General features: G+C 32.1%; 20 protein-coding genes. 12 read left to right on the plus strand and 8 right to left on the minus strand.

The genetic code is table 11. The annotated features are described in order from the left end of the window. Positions 1–281 precede the first annotated feature (281 nt). The 3 genes from KA814_RS11120 (at position 282) to KA814_RS11130 (ending at position 2,078) form a co-directional block, all read left to right on the plus strand. The gene (locus KA814_RS11120; protein WP_046207035.1) at positions 282–479 is read left to right on the plus strand and encodes a hypothetical protein; all 198 of its coding nucleotides are present in this window, start codon (positions 282–284) and stop codon (positions 477–479) included. 39 nt (positions 480–518) lie between these two features. Then, a complete protein-coding gene (locus KA814_RS11125) occupies positions 519–782 on the plus strand; it encodes a hypothetical protein (protein WP_238394772.1) in 264 nt (87 codons plus the stop codon). Between the two features lie 534 nt (positions 783–1,316). Then, the gene (locus KA814_RS11130; RefSeq protein WP_107359900.1) at positions 1,317–2,078 is read left to right on the plus strand and encodes a hypothetical protein; all 762 of its coding nucleotides are present in this window, start codon (positions 1,317–1,319) and stop codon (positions 2,076–2,078) included. Between the two features lie 570 nt (positions 2,079–2,648). Here KA814_RS11130 and KA814_RS11135 read toward each other — a convergent pair. Beyond that, positions 2,649–2,816, minus strand: a complete 168-nt coding sequence (locus tag KA814_RS11135; protein WP_164987248.1) for a hypothetical protein — start codon at positions 2,814–2,816, stop codon at positions 2,649–2,651. 202 nt (positions 2,817–3,018) lie between these two features. On the opposite strand from KA814_RS11135, the gene KA814_RS11140 reads away from it, so the two are divergent. Further along, on the plus strand, positions 3,019–3,363 hold the full coding sequence (locus KA814_RS11140; RefSeq protein WP_107359899.1) for a GrpB family protein: 345 nt from the start codon (positions 3,019–3,021) through the stop codon (positions 3,361–3,363). A gap of 32 nt (positions 3,364–3,395) precedes the next feature. After that, positions 3,396–3,542, plus strand: a complete 147-nt coding sequence (locus KA814_RS13770; protein WP_259336416.1) for a GrpB family protein — start codon at positions 3,396–3,398, stop codon at positions 3,540–3,542. Positions 3,543–3,614: 72 nt separating this feature from the next. Here KA814_RS13770 and KA814_RS11145 read toward each other — a convergent pair whose 3' ends face one another. Then, positions 3,615–3,827: a hypothetical protein gene (locus KA814_RS11145; protein WP_107359898.1), complete on the minus strand. Its 213-nt coding sequence runs from the start codon at positions 3,825–3,827 to the stop codon at positions 3,615–3,617. Positions 3,828–4,020: 193 nt separating this feature from the next. Here KA814_RS11145 and KA814_RS11150 point away from each other — a divergent pair, with 193 nt between their 5' ends. The 3 genes from KA814_RS11150 (at position 4,021) to KA814_RS11160 (ending at position 5,425) form a co-directional block, all read left to right on the plus strand. Beyond that, positions 4,021–4,215 (plus strand): hypothetical protein, encoded by a 195-nt coding sequence (locus KA814_RS11150; RefSeq protein ID WP_046207032.1) that lies wholly within the window; start codon positions 4,021–4,023, stop codon positions 4,213–4,215. A 173-nt stretch (positions 4,216–4,388) separates the two neighbouring features. Continuing rightward, positions 4,389–4,550 carry a hypothetical protein gene (locus KA814_RS11155; RefSeq protein ID WP_157948037.1) on the plus strand — a complete coding sequence of 54 codons (162 nt, stop codon included), beginning with the start codon at positions 4,389–4,391 and terminating at the stop codon, positions 4,548–4,550. Between the two features lie 569 nt (positions 4,551–5,119). Then, positions 5,120–5,425 carry a hypothetical protein gene (locus KA814_RS11160; protein ID WP_046207031.1) on the plus strand — a complete coding sequence of 102 codons (306 nt, stop codon included), beginning with the start codon at positions 5,120–5,122 and terminating at the stop codon, positions 5,423–5,425. A 151-nt stretch (positions 5,426–5,576) separates the two neighbouring features. Here the strand turns inward: KA814_RS11160 and KA814_RS11165 are convergent, their stop codons facing one another. Next, a complete protein-coding gene (locus KA814_RS11165) occupies positions 5,577–5,990 on the minus strand; it encodes a YxeA family protein (protein ID WP_046207030.1) in 414 nt (137 codons plus the stop codon). Positions 5,991–6,329: 339 nt separating this feature from the next. Here KA814_RS11165 and cspD point away from each other — a divergent pair, with 339 nt between their 5' ends. Beyond that, positions 6,330–6,530 (plus strand): cold-shock protein CspD, encoded by a 201-nt coding sequence (cspD, locus tag KA814_RS11170; protein ID WP_019469926.1) that lies wholly within the window; start codon positions 6,330–6,332, stop codon positions 6,528–6,530. Between the two features lie 571 nt (positions 6,531–7,101). On the opposite strand, the gene KA814_RS11175 is transcribed toward cspD, so the two are convergent. Both KA814_RS11175 and KA814_RS11180 read right to left on the minus strand, forming a co-directional pair. Then, a complete protein-coding gene (locus tag KA814_RS11175; RefSeq protein WP_046207029.1) occupies positions 7,102–8,535 on the minus strand; it encodes an MDR family MFS transporter in 1,434 nt (477 codons plus the stop codon). Between the two features lie 253 nt (positions 8,536–8,788). Beyond that, complete coding sequence (locus KA814_RS11180; protein WP_046207028.1) at positions 8,789–10,408, minus strand: PucR family transcriptional regulator; 1,620 nt, start codon at positions 10,406–10,408, stop codon at positions 8,789–8,791. A 318-nt stretch (positions 10,409–10,726) separates the two neighbouring features. Between KA814_RS11180 and allW the strand changes: the two genes are divergently transcribed. The 3 genes from allW (at position 10,727) to KA814_RS11195 (ending at position 15,469) form a co-directional block, all read left to right on the plus strand. Next, positions 10,727–12,217 carry an allantoin permease gene (gene allW, locus KA814_RS11185; RefSeq protein ID WP_070658223.1) on the plus strand — a complete coding sequence of 497 codons (1,491 nt, stop codon included), beginning with the start codon at positions 10,727–10,729 and terminating at the stop codon, positions 12,215–12,217. Continuing rightward, on the plus strand, positions 12,207–13,568 hold the full coding sequence (gene allB / locus KA814_RS11190) for an allantoinase AllB (protein ID WP_238394771.1): 1,362 nt from the start codon (positions 12,207–12,209) through the stop codon (positions 13,566–13,568). The genes allW and allB overlap by 11 nt, the downstream gene beginning before the upstream one ends. 554 nt (positions 13,569–14,122) lie before the next feature. Next, entirely contained in the window at positions 14,123–15,469 is a 1,347-nt protein-coding gene (locus tag KA814_RS11195) for an alanine/glycine:cation symporter family protein (RefSeq protein WP_107359894.1), read from the plus strand. Positions 15,470–15,592: 123 nt separating this feature from the next. Here the strand turns inward: KA814_RS11195 and KA814_RS11200 are convergent, their stop codons facing one another. From KA814_RS11200 to KA814_RS11210, 3 genes are all read right to left on the minus strand, one after another. Next, a complete protein-coding gene (locus KA814_RS11200) occupies positions 15,593–16,180 on the minus strand; it encodes a histidine phosphatase family protein (RefSeq protein ID WP_046207024.1) in 588 nt (195 codons plus the stop codon). A gap of 273 nt (positions 16,181–16,453) precedes the next feature. Continuing rightward, entirely contained in the window at positions 16,454–17,704 is a 1,251-nt protein-coding gene (locus KA814_RS11205) for a M20 family metallo-hydrolase (protein ID WP_070038335.1), read from the minus strand. A gap of 2 nt (positions 17,705–17,706) precedes the next feature. Beyond that, positions 17,707–18,546 (minus strand): alpha/beta hydrolase, encoded by an 840-nt coding sequence (locus tag KA814_RS11210; protein ID WP_107359893.1) that lies wholly within the window; start codon positions 18,544–18,546, stop codon positions 17,707–17,709. Positions 18,547–18,654 lie beyond the last annotated feature (108 nt).

Consider the following 18,654-nt stretch of genomic DNA (forward strand, 5'->3'; position numbering starts at 1 on the left):
TTTGGAATTTTATCAAGCAGTCATATATTTATATAACCGTATCTTAATTGGTGCGGTTATTTTTTATGAAATAATATAATCCAACTAAATGTTTATGTACTTTTATTAAGAAAAAGTATCAATTGGGTCATAAGCATATTAGAATAAATCAGAAAATATTTTTTGGAATTTAGCACTGTATTTTTAGTGATGATGATATTGTTACATCATTAAATAATGGGTCACCCTCAGTGGAAGCATCAACATTCTTAACAATAATTTTATAATTTGGAGTGGTAAATATGCCTAAATCACAACAAGTATTAGTTGGTATATGTCTAATATTATTTAGTTTTAATTTTATAGCCCCTATTATTGGAACAATGCTGCATATTAAAATATTAGAATTTAGCTCACCTCTAATTAAAACTGTACAATTCGCCTTTGTCATTATTTTTGGTATTTTTACATATAGACAAATTAAACGTAAAGGTTTCTAGAAGAGTAAGACTAAAATACTATATGATTGGAGTTTTAATATGTCTATGCCAAACATAGTCATGCTGATACTTACTATAATAATGCTGTTATTTGTATTTGTTTTTGGTCTATTACTTGATAAACCAGTGATATACATGTTTATTGCATTGTTTGTGCATTCAACGCTTTTATTCGTCATTCGTTATTTCTGGCAAGATAAAGAATTTGGGCAAGCTTTTACACATTCTTTTGATTTCATTACCATAACAATTGTTATTATATTTATAATTTTGAAAGTTCATAAAGCAAAATCAAGTGAATAATACGCTTAATTATAGGTTTACCTACTATTGATAAAACGAAGAGTGTATCTTTTATATAAAAGTACAATCAGAATAGACTAATAAAATTTGAAGATCAGTGTTATGGGAAATTATAAACACCTAAAATACCATTTTAAAATAAGATTGAATCATATTTAATCATATAAAAAGAGTTGGGAACATTACTAAGGTACAGTTTCCAGCTCTTTTTATTTTGACTTAAACATTTTGACAGACTTGATATTACCAATATTTAAATTTAAAACTTACATATTATTACTATTTTCTATCTATATTTTTACTTAAATAAAAATATTACCCTAATAAACGACTCCTTGCAATATTATGGTAATTAGTAATAATTCCATAAATATTTGTTATTAATGTATAAAATATATTGTATACATACAACAGATAACTTCTTGGTAGTTAAGGAAAATTTTATATTACGAATATTCACTTTAACAGTAAAAATGAGTGAGATATTCATATTACAATAACTCTAAATAACTCTATTAGAAAGGAAGTTTTAAAATGAAAAAGGTACTATTATCTACAGCTTTATTAATGACAGTTGTACAATTTAGCAGTCAAGGGGCAAATGGTGAAGAGATTCCTCATGGTATTTTGCATAAGGATGGAAGCTTTACAGAACCAAATGTGTTTCCGCATAAAGATATAGCAGAGGTTGAAAAACCGATAGAATTAAAGGATGGTACGAAGAAAATACCTCATGGTATCTTGCATAAGGATGGAAGTTTTACAGAACCAAATGTGTTTCCGCATAAAGATATAGCAGAGGTTGAAAAACCGATAGAATTAAAGGATGGTACGAAGAAAATACCTCATGGTATCTTGCATAAGGATGGAAGTTTTACAGAACCAAATGTATTTCCGCATAAAGATATAGCAGAGGTTGAAGAGCCAAAAGAATTAGAAGATGCTACGAATGAATTTAATCATAAATCTAATAGTGAGACATCCTTGCACAATAATGCAGTAAATGAAAAATTAAAAGATGAAGGTGGTTTAAACCCTAAAAATCCAGGAATAGAAAGTGATCGATTTAATAAAAATCAGCAGTTAGACGCTTCAAAAAATAATGATTTCTCAAAAGTTAACTCTGAAGTAAAAAATTCAAAAAATAGCGTGAAGCACAATGCAATAAAAGAATTACCTGATACAGGCATGATTTCAGATAATAGAATATTAACCATTTTTTTAGCGAGTATCTCATTGATTGCGGGTAGTTTATTATTATGTAAACGTGTTAATTTTAAAGTTTTTCAAAAATAAGACAATTTAGGTATTACTATTGTGATAATCTTACAGTGATATCATTTTGAATAGCATTAACAAAAATTTAAATATTATGATGTGGATGTATACACAATCGTCTACTTTCCATAAGATATTCATAGCTGAAACATTATTATGTTTCAGCTTTTGTTTTTATTACAAGTATAGTTTAAATTGGGATATTTTCAATTACAATAAGTTAGATTATTTACAAACAATTCACGTTTTAAAATGTATGATATTATAAAAATATAATTCGAAGTATCTTTTTGAACTTGAGCGAATAATAGTAAGTTATACAGTACATTTTAGGAGAGGTAAAATGAAAACGATTAGCATTATTTTAGGGATCTTAGTTATTCTTTCTTGGCTATTTGTAATGAAAGAATACAAAAATGGAAATCAGGGCACTCATAGAGCTCAAAATGTTATGTTATTAGCTTGTTTGTTAACTATAATTATGACCGTTTTACAATTATTTTATTAGTCATTCGTGAATTAAGTTTGTAAATGAACAAATAAGTAATGTTATATAGTAGCCTCAACATATTTTATTTGATTTTAAACTTAAGACTGAGACTTAACTTTATTATAAAGAATACCTACGCCACAGCTGCTGTATCCTAATTGGTAATCGAATTTAATGATTTCGATATAGGGATTTTCCTCTAAGAATTCATTAACTTTCTTGTTTAGGCCTTTTTCTGTCATAGCTGTTAAATTTACAAATTTCATACGCTGACTCCTTTACTATTTTTGTTTTTATTATATTATACAGTATTTTAGAAACATACTTTTTACAGTTCGAGTTTTAATTCAATTATATCATTTCTCATTTATGGTAGACAGTTACCTTATTTTAAAATGTTTTAGTTAAGATGAATTTTATGACATTTTTTAATAGTAATGAGGATAAAAGAAAGTAGGAAATTGAACGATGGAAATTATATTAAAAAAAGATTATGAAAAATGGAAAGCGCAATTTGTTAAAGAAAAAGATCTACTGTTAAAAGTAGTTGGTAAAGAAATCATAGAAATGCATCACATTGGCAGTACAGCTATAAAAGATATTTATGCTAAGCCTGTTATTGATATCATGGTAATAGTAAAAAATATAATGCATATAGATAGTTACAATAATGCAATGCGACAATTAGGCTATGAACATCAAGGAGAAAATGGTATCAGTGGTAGAAGGTTTTATATAAAAGGCGCGGATACTAGAACTTATCATGTCCATATGTTTCAATTTGATAACTATGAAAAATTGATAGACATTTAGCGTTTAGAGATTATTTAAATGCTAATAAAGCTATTGCGAAAGAATATGAAAATTTAAAAATCACACTCGCTAACAAGTATTCAAATAATAGAAGTGCATATTCAAATGGCAAATCACCTTTTATCAAATACATAGAGCATCAAGCATTGAAGTGGTATCAAAAGAATCAGGATGGTTAGGCTACTTACTGTTTTATTTACATAATAATTAAATCTTTCGTATTATTTTGATTATTACTCACTTCAAATTTATTAAAACAAATTTGAAGTGAGTAATAATAGGTAAAATCCTGTTGCCATAACTGCAAACAAACACCACATAAAGCGACATTGTTTACCATTCATTGCTGCCGTACCTTCTTTTTTAGCTCGTCTAATAAGTTTGATATGTAAAAGTATTGTTGAATTTGAAGCATATACAAAAACGAAAATAATACCTAAAAGTGTAAGTAAAAATAGTTGCACAATACCCCTCCAACTTTATGATATTTAGCCCATATAATTTTAAAAATAACTACGTACAATGTTAATTATAAAATAACACATATGTTTTTAGGTTGTAATAAAAATTTGAATTAATATTTTTATATATATTTAATTATTAAAAATCTTATGGTACTATGTGGATTAAATGAGACGATATCTTGGGGGTTCAGTCATGTCAATGATACTGTTAAGCATTGTTTTAATCGTTAATTTTGTTGAAGCGTTGTATTTAGGAATCAAATTTATTCGGTTGAAAATGCGTAATGCACCAGATCAAGCGTATAAAGATTTAGTGAGTTCTCCGTTTTGGTTAATGTCACTCATTATTTCGATTATATTATTTGTGATTGCATACATATTGAGTTGAAAAACGCAAAGATGTGGTTTAGTGGGATTTTCTATATTTTATAAATAAAAAGTTATTGTATTTGTGATGCCCAATTTTTTAAAACTATACAACAGACTGTCTTTATTTCATTTTAAATGAATTTCAGTATAGGAATAATGTAAATTAACATAGCGAAAAAAGGGAGTAATCCAATGAAATTTTCATCTATATTAATCAGTATGATAACTGGTTTACTTATGTTTTTAGTGACGTTTTATACTAGCAATCATTCTGTTATACCATCATTAGTTATGGGGATTGTCGGTTTAGTAACAAATATATGGATTGGCATCGAAGCAAAAAAGCGATTATGAGCATTAAAATGGTAGAAAATATTAGAAGTATTAAAGACTGAGGCAAATGTTGTCTCAGTCTTTATTTTATCATTCAGCAATTTTTGTATTTATGAATGTTATTATGGTGGTATTACTATCAAAACTTAGGAATCTGTTTTATGCATCATCAATCCAATAAGGAATAATGAACTGTTAGACGATATCATCTTATACTCATAGAATATAATGTATTTTGATAGTATAAAATAATGAAATGTTTTAAAAATTTTTAAAAAGGATAGATATAAAATAGGTTCATTATAAGGAGATGATGTATATGGTTTCGGTGTTTTTAGAAACGATATAGAGAATCGATAATATTTTATAAATTTATTAAATTACTTCCTTGAATTATAAGTATAAAAAAGAATGGTCTAAATTAAAGTTTAAAATATCATTTCAGGGTATAGTTGTAATATATAACTTTTGGAGTAATTTTATTTTATTGTAAGTGGTACGGCATGATTTATTGTTTTACGTTTAGTGTCAAAAAGATAGCATGTAACCTTAATATGAGATGGATTTTGTGAATGAAGTGGGGGATATGTATGGTTAATTATTACAATAAAGATATCAAAATTGATAGAACTAATGAGATGCGCACGGATGAAATTTCTAAAATGATTGAAGAGGGTGGACTTGGTGCTGATCAATATTATGTTATAGATAAGTATCAGCCTAACCATAAGAGATTAGTAGAAAATATCGATCAATTTCGGCAAGAATTAGTTCAAATGGATAATGATGATTTAGTAGACATTTTGATTATTAACACTCAAGAAAATACAAGTTCTAAGTATAGCCAAGCATTAATGATTATTAAGCATGAAATAGTCAAAAGAATGAATAACTAGGGTGTAGTCACTAAAAAATTACAATCAAAGCGCACAAGTTAGAAAACATATTTTGCAAATAAATAATTCTAGCTTGTGCGCATTATTATATTATTAGCTCATCAAAATAATATTTTTATTAAGTGTATTGTTTTGATTCATAATGTGATGTTTAAAGGTGATTGAATGCTTTTTTAGGTACTTTATTTTTAGGCACTTCTTTATAACTTTGGACATGCCCAAGTTCGGTGTCTAATTTTAAGTAATGATTTGTTTTTAAGGGTTTTTCACCAAAACCATTAAAATCTAAATGTCTTTTTTCACCTTTTTTGTTATATCCATTTTGCTTATAATTATATGTGACAAGAGTTTCTCCATCATCACTTTTGTTGTGCTCAACTTTTGTTGGCTTTTGAGTTTTTACATAATATGCTTCATTAGTAATGAGCGGATTTAATTTGGCAAAACTAACAACATCAGGATTGTCCGAATGTTTTTCTGCATAAACTTTCCAGCCAAAAAGACCGATAAAAACAATGATAATGATAACAAAGATATTTAGAAGTACTTTTACAAACCTGTTCATACTTATTACCTCCTTAAAGTAACTATCTATAATGTAAAAGTTATTTGATTTGTTCGCTATATTTTTAAGTTACAAAAATGCATTTTAATATAACGATTTTGTCATTTTTCATATTCAATTAAATTATATATTTCAAATGGATTATATTACTAAAAATAAAGTGCAAAATATATTTATTTGAAAATAGGGGTATACAAAGGTCTGATTATTCGTTATACTAGGTATTAAGTAATTTAGTTCGTGAAATTGATTTGTAGTTTTATTCTTTTGAATTTACTCCTTTTGATTTTTTAGACAGATTACAAATTTTTGTGCAAAAGCACTTGGAGGATTTTTATTATGAATAACGGTACAGTTAAATGGTTTAACTCAGAAAAAGGTTTTGGTTTTATCGAAGTAGAAGGCGGAAACGATGTATTCGTACACTTCTCAGCAATTAACCAAGACGGCTACAAATCATTAGAAGAAGGACAAGCTGTTGAATTCGAAATCGTTGAAGGCGACCGTGGACCTCAAGCAGCTAACGTTATTAAATTATAATAACGCATAAAAAAAGACGAGTAACGCTCGTCTTTTTTTATTTGTCTTAAAATCGATCTCTGAAGTTATATACATGTATTTACTTTAAAAGGTGTTAATTCAAAGTCAACTTGTTAGTTATGACTCGGATTTGCACCTATTTTTTACTACCAATAAAATATTAATGACTCTTGCAAGATTGCTTAGCATTAATACATCATTTGAAGCCAATTTTATAAAAGAATGGTAATAGCCACAAACAGCAGCATAAAAATTAATTTTTGGGTGTATGCATGTAGAATAATTTTTAACATCATTTTGGGTTGAAATAGAGCCTTTTTTAAGTACTTCAATGAGAAACTACATATAAATACGTTGTATTTTGACGAGACGCTTGAGGGAACAGGACAAGTTGAAGACTACAAGCTGAAGTTGTCCCCTAAGAAAGTGAGCCAACAATACGAAATATTGAATAATAAAATAGCTATGAAAAAATCTATTGTCATAGATTTCTTCATAGCTAATCTTAGTATGTTTTTTACACCGTTCAAGTTGTTGAAGCGTTGCTACTTTCACTTAAATAGATTTAATATTATACTTCACGCGTATTATCCGCTTTATTTTTTGTTTTTATCAGTAGTGTTAATATAAAACCAATAATTAATAATAGCGTAGTGAATGCAAATGCTGCGTCGACACCTTGTACAGTCGCTTGTTGTGCAATATCTGCTTTGGACTGATGCTTACTTGGAACATAGTTTGTACGAACAATTGCCATAATTGTAATCATAATGGCAGTACCAATCGCACCTGCAATAATTCTTAAAGAATTAATAATCGCAGTACCGTGTGAAATATTTTTACTTTCTAATGCGTTAATACCAATTGTATTCAGTGGCATTATAATCAATGCTACAGCAAACATTCTTATAGCGTAAATGACGACAATATACCAATAAGGTGTGTCTGAAGTTAAGAAACAATGTAGTATTGTCATAAAAATTAAAAGGACAAATCCAGGAATCGCCAATACTTTCAAGCCATATTTGTCATATATTTTCCCTGTATAGACGGACATGAATGCGTTGACTACTGCACCTGGTAAGATAACAAGACCTGACAGAATTGCAGATAGACCTAAGCCTGATTGGACATAAATTGGAATCAATAATGCTGGGCCTACAATTCCGATAAATAATACCATAGACGCAAATGCAGATAGTGAAAATGTACGATTTGTAAATACGCGCATATTTAATAGTGGATTATCGATTCTAATTTGTCTTGTTACGAAAATGGTAACAATTAAGATTCCCACAATAAGTGAAATAATAACGATTGGTGATGTGAAACCTAAGTTGCCTGCGCTGCTAAAGCCGTAAAGCATTAAACCAAAACCTAATGTTGAATATATAACAGAAGTTTTGTCTAATTGTGTATGTTTGGTTTCGTTATTACTTTCTACAAATATCGCACCTACAATAAATGCGATAATCGCAATAAAAGCTACCACAATAAATGGTGCTCTCCAGCTAAATGTATCAATTAAAAATCCGGTTAAGGTTGGTCCGATTGCTGGGGCTGATTGTGCTACTATACCGGTAAGTCCCATTGCAAATCCACGTTTCTCAGAAGGGAACAGTGTAAATACAGTGAATTGCATAAGCGGTAAAAGTATCCCTGCACCAATCGCTTGAATCACACGTGCAAACATGAGTAAGCCAAATGTAGGTGAAAGTGCTGCAATGATTGAACCAATTAAGAACGCGCTCATAGAAAAAATATAGAGCGGTCTTGTGTGAAATCGATCCATAAGAAAGGCTGTTAGTGGAATCATGATACCATTCACTAACATAAAGCCTGTAATCAACCATTGAGCAGTTGTGTCAGTTATTTCTAATCCCGTAATAATTGCTGGTAGTGCGGTATTGAGCAATGTTTGATTTAGCATCGCTACAAAAGCACTACTTAGCATAACTAATATAATCGTATTTCTTTTTTTATTAGATATAACATTCTCCGACATTATAAATGCATCTCCTTTTTATAACATCCCATCGATAAATTTTAATTATTTTAAGTTAGCAAAGCAAACCATTCGGTTTAAAAAATTAATATTTTTTGCAAAGAATTTTTAGAGAAAATGAATGCATAGATAATATAGGTTGGAATCGCTTGTTTTAGAGGTAACATAGATCACTGTTGTTTTATTAATGGAAAAAGCTACGTTGTTTGCATGATTGCGCAAACAGCGTAGCTTTTTTAAATAGATGGAGCGATTAATCGAAACGAATCATTTCAGATACATATAAAGCGATACGTATGTTTAAGGAATGAACAGGGTCTTCTATATTTGTGCCAATCATATTACTGCATTTATTGATTCTATATTTTACAGTATTTCTGTGTATAAATATTTTATCTGCCGTTTTTGTTATATCGCATTGATTATCCATGTACACTTTTAAAGTTTGTTTTAATTCTAAATCTTTTTTTTGTTTTGGATAACTCAGTGGGCCCAAAGTATGTTTTACGAAAGGTAATAGCTTTTCTTGAGGGATAAGTTGTAATAGCTCCTGAATATCTTTGGAATGATATTGTGAGATAAAAGTTTTTGCATGATTTAGCAGTTCATTTTCAAAGGCTTCATTTGCTTCAAAAAATGAAGAAGGTAACTGTGTGAATTCTGTTACTTCATTTCCGATACCAAATGAAATCGTATCATCAAAGTACTCACTATAACTTTGTTGTATTTTTTTTAGGTATTCAAAGTAATATTCATGTCGATTTTGGATTAATATCGCAAAACGATCGTTACTCGGTAATTTATAAACGCTGATATAAGAATCAATATCAGTTAATTTATGCTTTAACCAAAGGAATGTGAGATGGTGCCGCTCATTTAAGTAGTAACTATTTTCTAGATTATTTTTGGTGTCAATGCCGCAAATGATAATTTGATAATAGTCAGAGGGATAAATATAATATTGTCTTAATAAATCAGCATGCTTTTTGATCGAAAGGGTTTGATCGTTTTGATTATTGACTAACGATTCGAAAAATCGATTAATATCATTTTCCTCGGCTTCTTGTATTTTGGTGTTTTTGTATAAGGCGAAACTTAACACGCTGACTACTTGTTCGAGTGTTAATAAACTAAAGGGGTAGGAAAGCTTATTAACTTGAGAAACCATTAAATAGTATGGAAAGTATGTGTAACCTAATACTTTGAAAATTACATGGTCTTTATTTTCAAAGACGAGGTTATTTTTATCATATGTTAGCGCATCTTGATAATGGTTCATGAAATACTTGGTATGTTCAGCCATTAAAGCGTTACCTTGTCTATAATGACGACTGTATGCTTCAGGTGCTTTGAAAGGATCGAATAGAATGATAGGTACACCTAAGAGTTTGCTCATGCGCTCAATCATAGTATCAATACTGAAGCCTTTGATTAATAATTGGTTTAATTCTTGTTGTACTTGTAATGCATAATTTAACTTTCCAGTTTCAGAGTCAGAAATAAATGAAGAAATCTCGTGTGTAATTTCACCTAAGTTCCAACTTTCTGGTATTTCAATTAATGGGAATTCGATAGCATCCGCAAAATCAATGACATCTTGCTCGATTTCGTGTAAAAATCTTGAAACTTTGATTCCAAGTCCAGCAGTGTGTATATCATTTAAATCTTTAATTAACTTTTTTAAGTTATCTTGATTATCTTGAAACAAGACACCGGTTGTTAAAATAAAAGAATTATTTGAAGTAAAATGCTTAATATCATTATTTTCAGTAATGTCTAAATTTGTCACTTCTGCTGATAAATCTCCGTTGCTATTTAACAATTTTAAGCCTTTAAATTGGGGAACGGATAAAATTTCGTTTAGAGTAGTCATAATTATGTCCTCCGCTTCTGATTTACACAATCACTAGTAATGAAAATGCATGAAAATATATATAATGATAAATTCTATTTGTCTGTATTTATCTTAAAAAAACAGGGTTTTTGTCAATTTGTGATAACGATTGTTCAAAATGTTCAAAAAATTTAATGTATATCATTAATTATACACTTATTTTGTTCGATTCCTATAATTTTATTGTTTAGAAATGTCATTAATAACAAAGAAAAACGCTTACACTCGTACTACACTTATAACTGAAGATTATACAACTAGTTATTAGCTTGTTAAAGTAAAGGAGATAAAAATAGAATGGGAAGACAGGAGAACAATGCGGCATTATCACAAGCGGTTTTCGAGAAGCGCGGTTATAATAAAGATATAATGCCTAAGACACCGACACAAAGAAATAACTCCGCATTTAACTTTTTCACACTATGGATGGGTGCTGTCCATAATATACCTAACTATACTGCAGTTGGGGGATTCTTATTATTAGGACTATCGCCATTACAAGTCATATTTGCATTAATATTAAGTTCTTTTGTAATCGCTTTATTATTAGTTAGTAATGGTTATGCTGGTTCTAAATACGGTATTCCATTTGCTATGCATTTACGTCATACATATGGTGATGTAGGCGCGAAGTTACCCGGTATCCTACGTGGCGTTGTCGCAGGTATCGCTTGGTTTGGTCTACAAACGTTTGCGGGGTCACAAGCACTATTAATACTATTAAATAAAATATTCCCTGGTTTTGCGGATATTGGACAAGGCATATCGATACTTGGTATTTCTGTTCCAGGTCTCATTGCATTTTTAATATTTTGGGCTATTAGTTTTGCAATTGGATTTGGTGGAGGAGATATTTTAAATAAATTCACAGCTATATTAAATCCACTTATTTATATTGTCTTTGGTGGTATGGCTATCTGGGGCGTTATGGCTGCTGGTGGCGTTGGAAATATTTTAGATTATGAAATTTCTACAAAATCTAGCGGTATCATTTACCCAGCGATTTTATCCTTTATTTTAATTATCAACTCGCTATTAGGTGTGTGGGCAGGACCTGGTGCAAGTGTTTCTGATTTTACGCAAAATGCAAAATCTACTAAAACACAAGTGGTTGGTCAAATTTCAGGTATTGTAGTTGCCCACATTTTATTCGCGATTGCTAGTGTGTTCATCATTATTGGTGGCTCGATTTATCTTGGACATCAAGAATGGAATATCCTAACAATTATTAATGAATGGAGCAACTTCTGGGCGATTCTGATATCTACTGGTGTGCTATTGATGACGACGATTTCAACAAATGCGACGAGTAATATCATCCCAGCAGCATATCAACTCACTGCACTTTTACCAAAATGGATTAACTATCGTCGTGGTGTAATTATTGCCTCGGTACTGAGTATAGTCATTATGCCGTGGAAGATGATGGAAGAGGAAGATAGTATTTTCTTATTCCTAAACGCGATAGGTGCTATTCTTGGTCCGGTAGCAGGTGTTATGATTGTTCATTTCTATATTGTGTCTAAATGTCACATTGATATAGATAAGTTGTATTTTGATTTGAAAGAAAAAGAGCACAAAATACCACGTATTAATATTTCTGCATACGTCGGAACGGTTGCTGGTGTCATCATTTCACTATTAGGATTTTTACCAGCATTTACAGTGATATCAGACTTTTCTTGGTTTATAGGCTTTGTCATTGCCGGTGGTGTTTACTTAATTTTACATTATGTATTCCATGCAGAAAGTAGAAAAAAAGGAGGAGCAGATTATAATGAAGTATGATTTGATTATTAAGAATGGTTTAGTCATTTTAGAAGACGGAGAGCAACAAGTTGAAGTCGGTGTTAAAGACGGTAAAATTGTCGCTATTGGTCAAGCATTGGGAGAAGCTGAACAAGTTATTGACGCACAAAATCAAATTGTTTCACCTGGTATGGTGGATGCGCATGTGCATATAACTGAGCCAGGCGGTGGCTATCGTGATGGTTGGGAAGGATATGTTACAGGGACAAATGCTGCTGCTAAAGGTGGCGTGACTTCATTTGTGGAAATGCCATTAAACCAAGTTCCAGCTACAACTGACAAAACGTCTATCCAAGCAAAATTTGATGCTGGAAAAGATGAATTATCAGTGGATGTTGCAAGTTATGGTGGTTTAGTACCATATAACTTAAACGGTGGTATTCAAGAATTAGATGAAGCAGGTGTTGTGGCTTATAAAGCTTTCTTAGCAACATGTGGTGACCGTTCTATTGAGGGTGACTTTGAAAATGTTGATGATTATTCATTATATGAAGGTATGAAGCAAATTGCTAAGACTGGCAAAATTTTATCAATTCATTCTGAAAATGCGGCAATCACTGATCGATTAGGTGAGATCGCAAAAGAAAATGGTGAAACGACATTAAGTGCTTACGTGGATAGTCGTCCGGTATTTACAGAAGTTGAACCAATTCGTAAAATTATTTTATTTGCTAAGGAAACGGGCTGTCGTGTGCACATTGTACACGTTGCTTGTGAAGAAGGCGTTGATGAAGTCATCAAAGCACAGCAAGAAGGTGTAGACATTACTTGTGAGACATGTACACACTACTTGTACTTCTATAAAGAAGAATTAGATGACATTGGACCAGTTGTTAAGTGTTCTCCACCAATCCGTGAGCAATCTCGTTTAGAGGGAATGTGGAACCGCGTATTAAACGGTGATATTAGTTTTGTAACATCTGACCATTCACCTTGTACGCCAGACTTAAAAGATACTGACAATGCATTTGAAGCATGGGGTGGTATTGCTGGATTACAAAACAACGTAGACATTTTATTCGACGAAGGTGTTCAAAAACGTCAAATGCCATTAACAAAATTTGCTGATATTATTGCGACAGCACCAGCAAAACGCTTTGGTTTAGATACAAAAGGTAGTATTGCAATCGGTAAAGATGCTGACTTCGTATTTATTAAACCAGACGCACCTTATACATTACAAGCTGAAGATTTAGCTTATCGTAACAAAATGAGTCCATATATCGGTCGTGAAATTGGTGCTCAAGTCACACGTACAATTTTAAGAGGACAAGAAATTTATAGTGATGAAGCAGGTATTTCAGACAAACGTATTGGACGTTTTATCTAAAAGTTTCTTGAAAAGCTTGAAGTTAAGGATGTTGGAATATTAAAAACAAGCGCAACAAGGATTAATCCGTTTACTAAATGGATTGGTCCATACTGTCTACAAAGTCTCTGACTTTGTTGGCAGTTTTTTTATGCGCGCTTTCTAGGGCCATTGCCTTAGCTGTAGTCTTTCGCTAGTGTGCTTACCACAGGAGTAGGTATAAACCACTGCCAACATCACTCAAAATGATTACAATATATCAATCAAATCAGTGAGACAAGTGATTCAAAGAAATAGAAGTAAATGTAGCAGACCATTGATATTTAGGATAGAGCTGAAGATTTGAAATTTATTAATACTGTAAAGAAACAAAAACTGATCCATTTATTAACGGGACTATTTTTTGTTTTCACAAGCTCTGAACTCGGTTTGAGTGAACGACTCTAGGGAATAATATTACATATTACATTTTTAAGTATCTACATATATCGCTTTTAAAGTGATTGGAGCTTAAAGTCATATTACTTTGATCAAAACATATGGTGAGATGCTTTAAAGCAAAGGGGTTGTAATATTTGGAAAAATTAATTTCTTTTTCGGATTGGTTATGGGGTTATCCACTTGTACTCCTGCTTTTGTTTGCAAGTGTATTTTTGACAGTCTATTTAAATTTTATTCAATTTAGGCATTTTTTCTATATGCTCAAACAAACATTTGGGAGTGTTAATAAAAAACCTAGAGGGGAAGGAACAATTACACCACGTCAGGCTTTAACTTCCGCCTTATCTTCAACTGTAGGTGCAGCTAATATTGTGGGTGTACCTACTGCGATAATGATGGGTGGGCCTGGTGCGGTATTTTGGATGATGGTTATCGCTTTTTTAGGCATGGCTTTAAAATTTAGTGAGAATGTCTTAGGTGTCCACTATCGTGAGCAAAATAAAAAAGGTGAGTTTGTGGGCGGTCCGACTTATTACATGAAAAAAGGCTTTAAAAACAAGAAGTTAGGCACAATTTTTTCGTTGATATTTGCCTTTGCGCTGATGATTGAAATTGTTCCAAGTATTATGGTTCAAGGTCATTCTGCAGCGAGCACGATGAAGGATACATTTAATGTGCCTATGGCGGTTTCTGGTGTTATATTAGCAGTTCTTGCTGCACTTGTCGTTTTTGGCGGTGTGAAACGTATTGCTTCGTTTGCTGAAAAAATTGTACCAATCATGGTTGGGCTTTACTGTTTTTTTGGCTTTTTAATCATTTTAATGAATATTAGTCATGTCCCTAATGTTATTTGGTTAGTGATAGAACAGGCATTTAATCCTACGGCAGCTATAGGAGGTACATTTGGTGCAGCATTAGCTACTACAATTCGTTGGGGCTTTGCGAGAGGGATTTATTCTAATGAAGCTGGTCTTGGTACATCGTCAATTGCGCATGCAGCTGCAAAAACGGACCACCCAGTTCGACAAGCTTTCTGGGGTATCAGTGAAATTGTGGTAGACACGTTAATCATTTGTAGTACCACTGGTTTTGTTGTTTTAGTTTCAGGTGTTTGGAAAGCGAGTGATGCGAAAGCACAGTCTGCAGCGTTAACTGCCAGAGCATTTGAAAATACTTTTGGTCAATTTGGAAGTATGATGGTATCTATTTCGATGATGTTCTTCGTATTTTCAACCGTTGTAGTAGTTATTTTTTATGGATCAAGAATGGCAGAATTTTTATTTGGACTTACGGCAGGTTGGGTGATGAAAACAATATATGTGCTTTCGATGATCGTAGGTGCGTTAGGTGCTGCACAACAATTGTGGGACTTGCTTGATTTGGCACTTGCAGCCGTATTGATTCCAAACGTTATCGCAGTGATAATGTTATCGCCAAAAGTGAAATCGTTAACCACAGATTTCTTTAAAAATTATAAATAAACCTTATTAATATAAAAAGTACCAAACCTCATACTTGTCATTACTAAAAGGAAATATTGGCTTTAACTTTTAGTACGATGCATCATGAATGAGTGTTATGGTACTTTTAATTGTTGATGATATTTATGATTTCGGGCTCTGAACTGGTAAATGATGTGTCGTATTATAGTCTAGGATGTGCGTGTTATTGTCGTTAATTTCTAATGTACTGAAACTACCATTAGCAAGTCTAGTAATACCAGTGCCGATTGCTCCATTAGAAAAATAATAGAATATAGCATTAATAAAGGCGCCGTGAGAGATAATTAAAATATTTTTATTTGTGTGATCTTGATGTACGGTCTGAATCCCCTTTAAAAAACGTTCGGTAATCATTGCTTCAGTTTCTTTGTTTGGATATTCACGATTCGGAAAACGCGCATCTCGTTCGTAATAAGTAAGGCCTTCTGCATCTCCAAATGCAACTTCAATAAATGATTCCTTTTCATAAAGCGGTATGTTTAACTTTTGTTGAATAATTTGTCCAGTTTCTTTAGCTCTTAGTAATGGGCTCGTAATCATGAGGTCCCATTCATTTTGAAGTAAGGAAGTGCCACAAGCTTGCGCTTGTTTTATGCCTGATTCATTCAATGGGATGTCTGTTCTGCCCTGTAATTTACCAGCAATATTCCAATCTGTTTCTCCATGTCTAATAAAACATATTTTTGTCATTATAAATCAACCTTTACCTTGATGTGTTTTAAGCAGTATCTCTTTGATATTATTAACGATTTTTCTATTTATTATGGTATAACACGAATTAAATTTCCACATATTATAAATAATCATAACACGTTTGCTTGTGTTAGATGGTGAAACACATATCAACAGGCGTTGGTTTCAAGAACCCTGTGTTTATGAAATGATGCATGATCATGATTGGTGTGATTATGCTGAAAGATTGTATATCATATTGCGATTGATAGGTCAAAAGACTAATATGCATTAAGTTTCCAGTACTGTGTCAACTTTTGCTAATTCGATCGTTGTTGCAATCATCACATTAATACCTTTTTCGATTTGGCTATCGGTTACAGACTCTTTTGGCGAATGACTAATGCCATTTTTACATGGAATAAAAATCATACTTGTAGGACAAATGGGTGCGAAATTCATCGCATCATGACCGGCACCACTATACATATAGCGATATTGATATGCTAGTGCCTTACAACCGTCTTCAGAAATCTTAGCAATCGCTTGATTAAATTGTCGAGGTTGATCCTGACCTAAATCTTCTAATTCATAATCTGCTTGACGTTTTGTGGTAATGGTTTCGATGTGCGTTTTCATCTCTTCGACAACTTTTTCTCGAATATCTTCATCTTTTCCTCGAATATCGATGAGTAGTGTGACTTCACCAGGAATTGCATTCATTGTATTAGGATAAACGTTGGCATACCCCACAGTCGTTACTATCCCCTTATCATGATAAGCCTGACCTAAGGCTTCGATTTTTAAAATGACTTCAGCAGCAGTAGTCAATGCGTCTGTACGCATCGGCATAGGTGTTGATCCTGAGTGGCTAGTAATACCAGCTATTTGTAACTTGAAGCGGTGTGGTGCAGCAATGTGTGTGACGATGCCAATATCTTTTTGATTATTTTCAAGAATTGGACCTTGTTCAATATGTAATTCTAAAAATGCTTTGATTTTGTTTCTTTCAAATAATGCTGCTTTACCGTTCATATCTTGTGCTAAAGGTGCAACAATATCGTAAAGTACGTTGCCATCGTTATCTTTGATAAATTTCATATCATCTTTTGTCATTTTACCAGTAAGGTATTTACTTCCTAAAGTTGCTTCGTTGAAACGTGTAGATTCTTCGCAAGCAAATGCAATAATTATAATTGGATGATCCGTTTCTATATGATGCGCGTTTAAATGTTCGACTACTTCCAGTGCACCAAGCACACCTAATAGACCGTCATATTGGCCGCCATCCTTTACAGTGTCGATATGTGAGCCTAGTACAATTGGTTTTAAAGAAGGATGCTTTCCTTCTCTACGTGCAATAACATTACCAAAGAAATCAAAGTAAACATCTAAACCTGCCTTTTGACATAACATTGAAAATTTTAAGGCTGCGACACGTTCTGGATGACTAAAAGCAATGCGGTTAATCCCCCCGTTTTTGGGGTTGCGAGCAAAATTATTAAATGTTTGAAAATTTTCTATTACATTTTGTAAGTTCATCATTAATCCCCTTCGATATTCAGTTTAATTTGATTCAAAAATTGAATAACTCGTTCATATACTGCTTTACTCGTTGAGTTAACTTCACGATCAAAATCATGGCTGTCTAGGTCTAAACGTTCAAAGTGACTCGTTTCAATTAATCTAGCTATATATTCACTTTCACTATAAGGTACATCAGGATCTCCTGTACAGTGTACAATGAACATAGGAGGGAAGTTTTTCATTTCTTGTGGTGTGATATTATAAGTGCTTTGTGTAGATGATTGAATCCCTAAATAGGACATCCAACGTGCTTGACCACGAACATATAAGTAAATTGGATATCTTGTTTGCAACGGCGCAGATGTTAATGGTTTAGATTGAATCAATTGATTTAATATTTTCGGTGTAATTTGTGTAGATAGCGCTTGATATTGTTTATTTGGCTTCAAAAAGGCAGGCACATGTACACGTGAGTAACCATAGAAATCAATGATACTATCAACTTTACGATGACGTGCGACAAGCATAGCTAAAAATGCACCGGCTGAACGTCCGAAGGTAATCAGTGGTAACGAAGGATAAAGTGATTTTAAATGATCGTAGTTACTCAGTGCATCTTCAATAATCGTATCAATATGACTTTCTGGGGCAAGTCGATAGGAAACCATTATTAAGTGATAGGATTCGGATAAAATATCTATATACGCTTGCGGTAAATCGTTTGGTTGTCCAAAAATGAGTCCGCCACCATGAAAGTACATAATGACGCCTTTAGGGCTTTGGTTTTTAGCTGCTATGATGGAATAAGGTAATGGAAAACCATCCTTTGATAGACAAGTAGCTTTTTGTTGAGTCAAATTGACCTAGCCTCCTATTAGATATATTTTGCTAAATATATTATCTCAAATAAAAAACACGACGTATTTGTATAAATCGAATAAAAGTAAAGAACATTATTGTTAGAA

This window comes from Staphylococcus sp. GDY8P196P (assembly GCF_017891705.1).
GTDB classification, from domain to species: domain Bacteria; phylum Bacillota; class Bacilli; order Staphylococcales; family Staphylococcaceae; genus Staphylococcus; species Staphylococcus ureilyticus.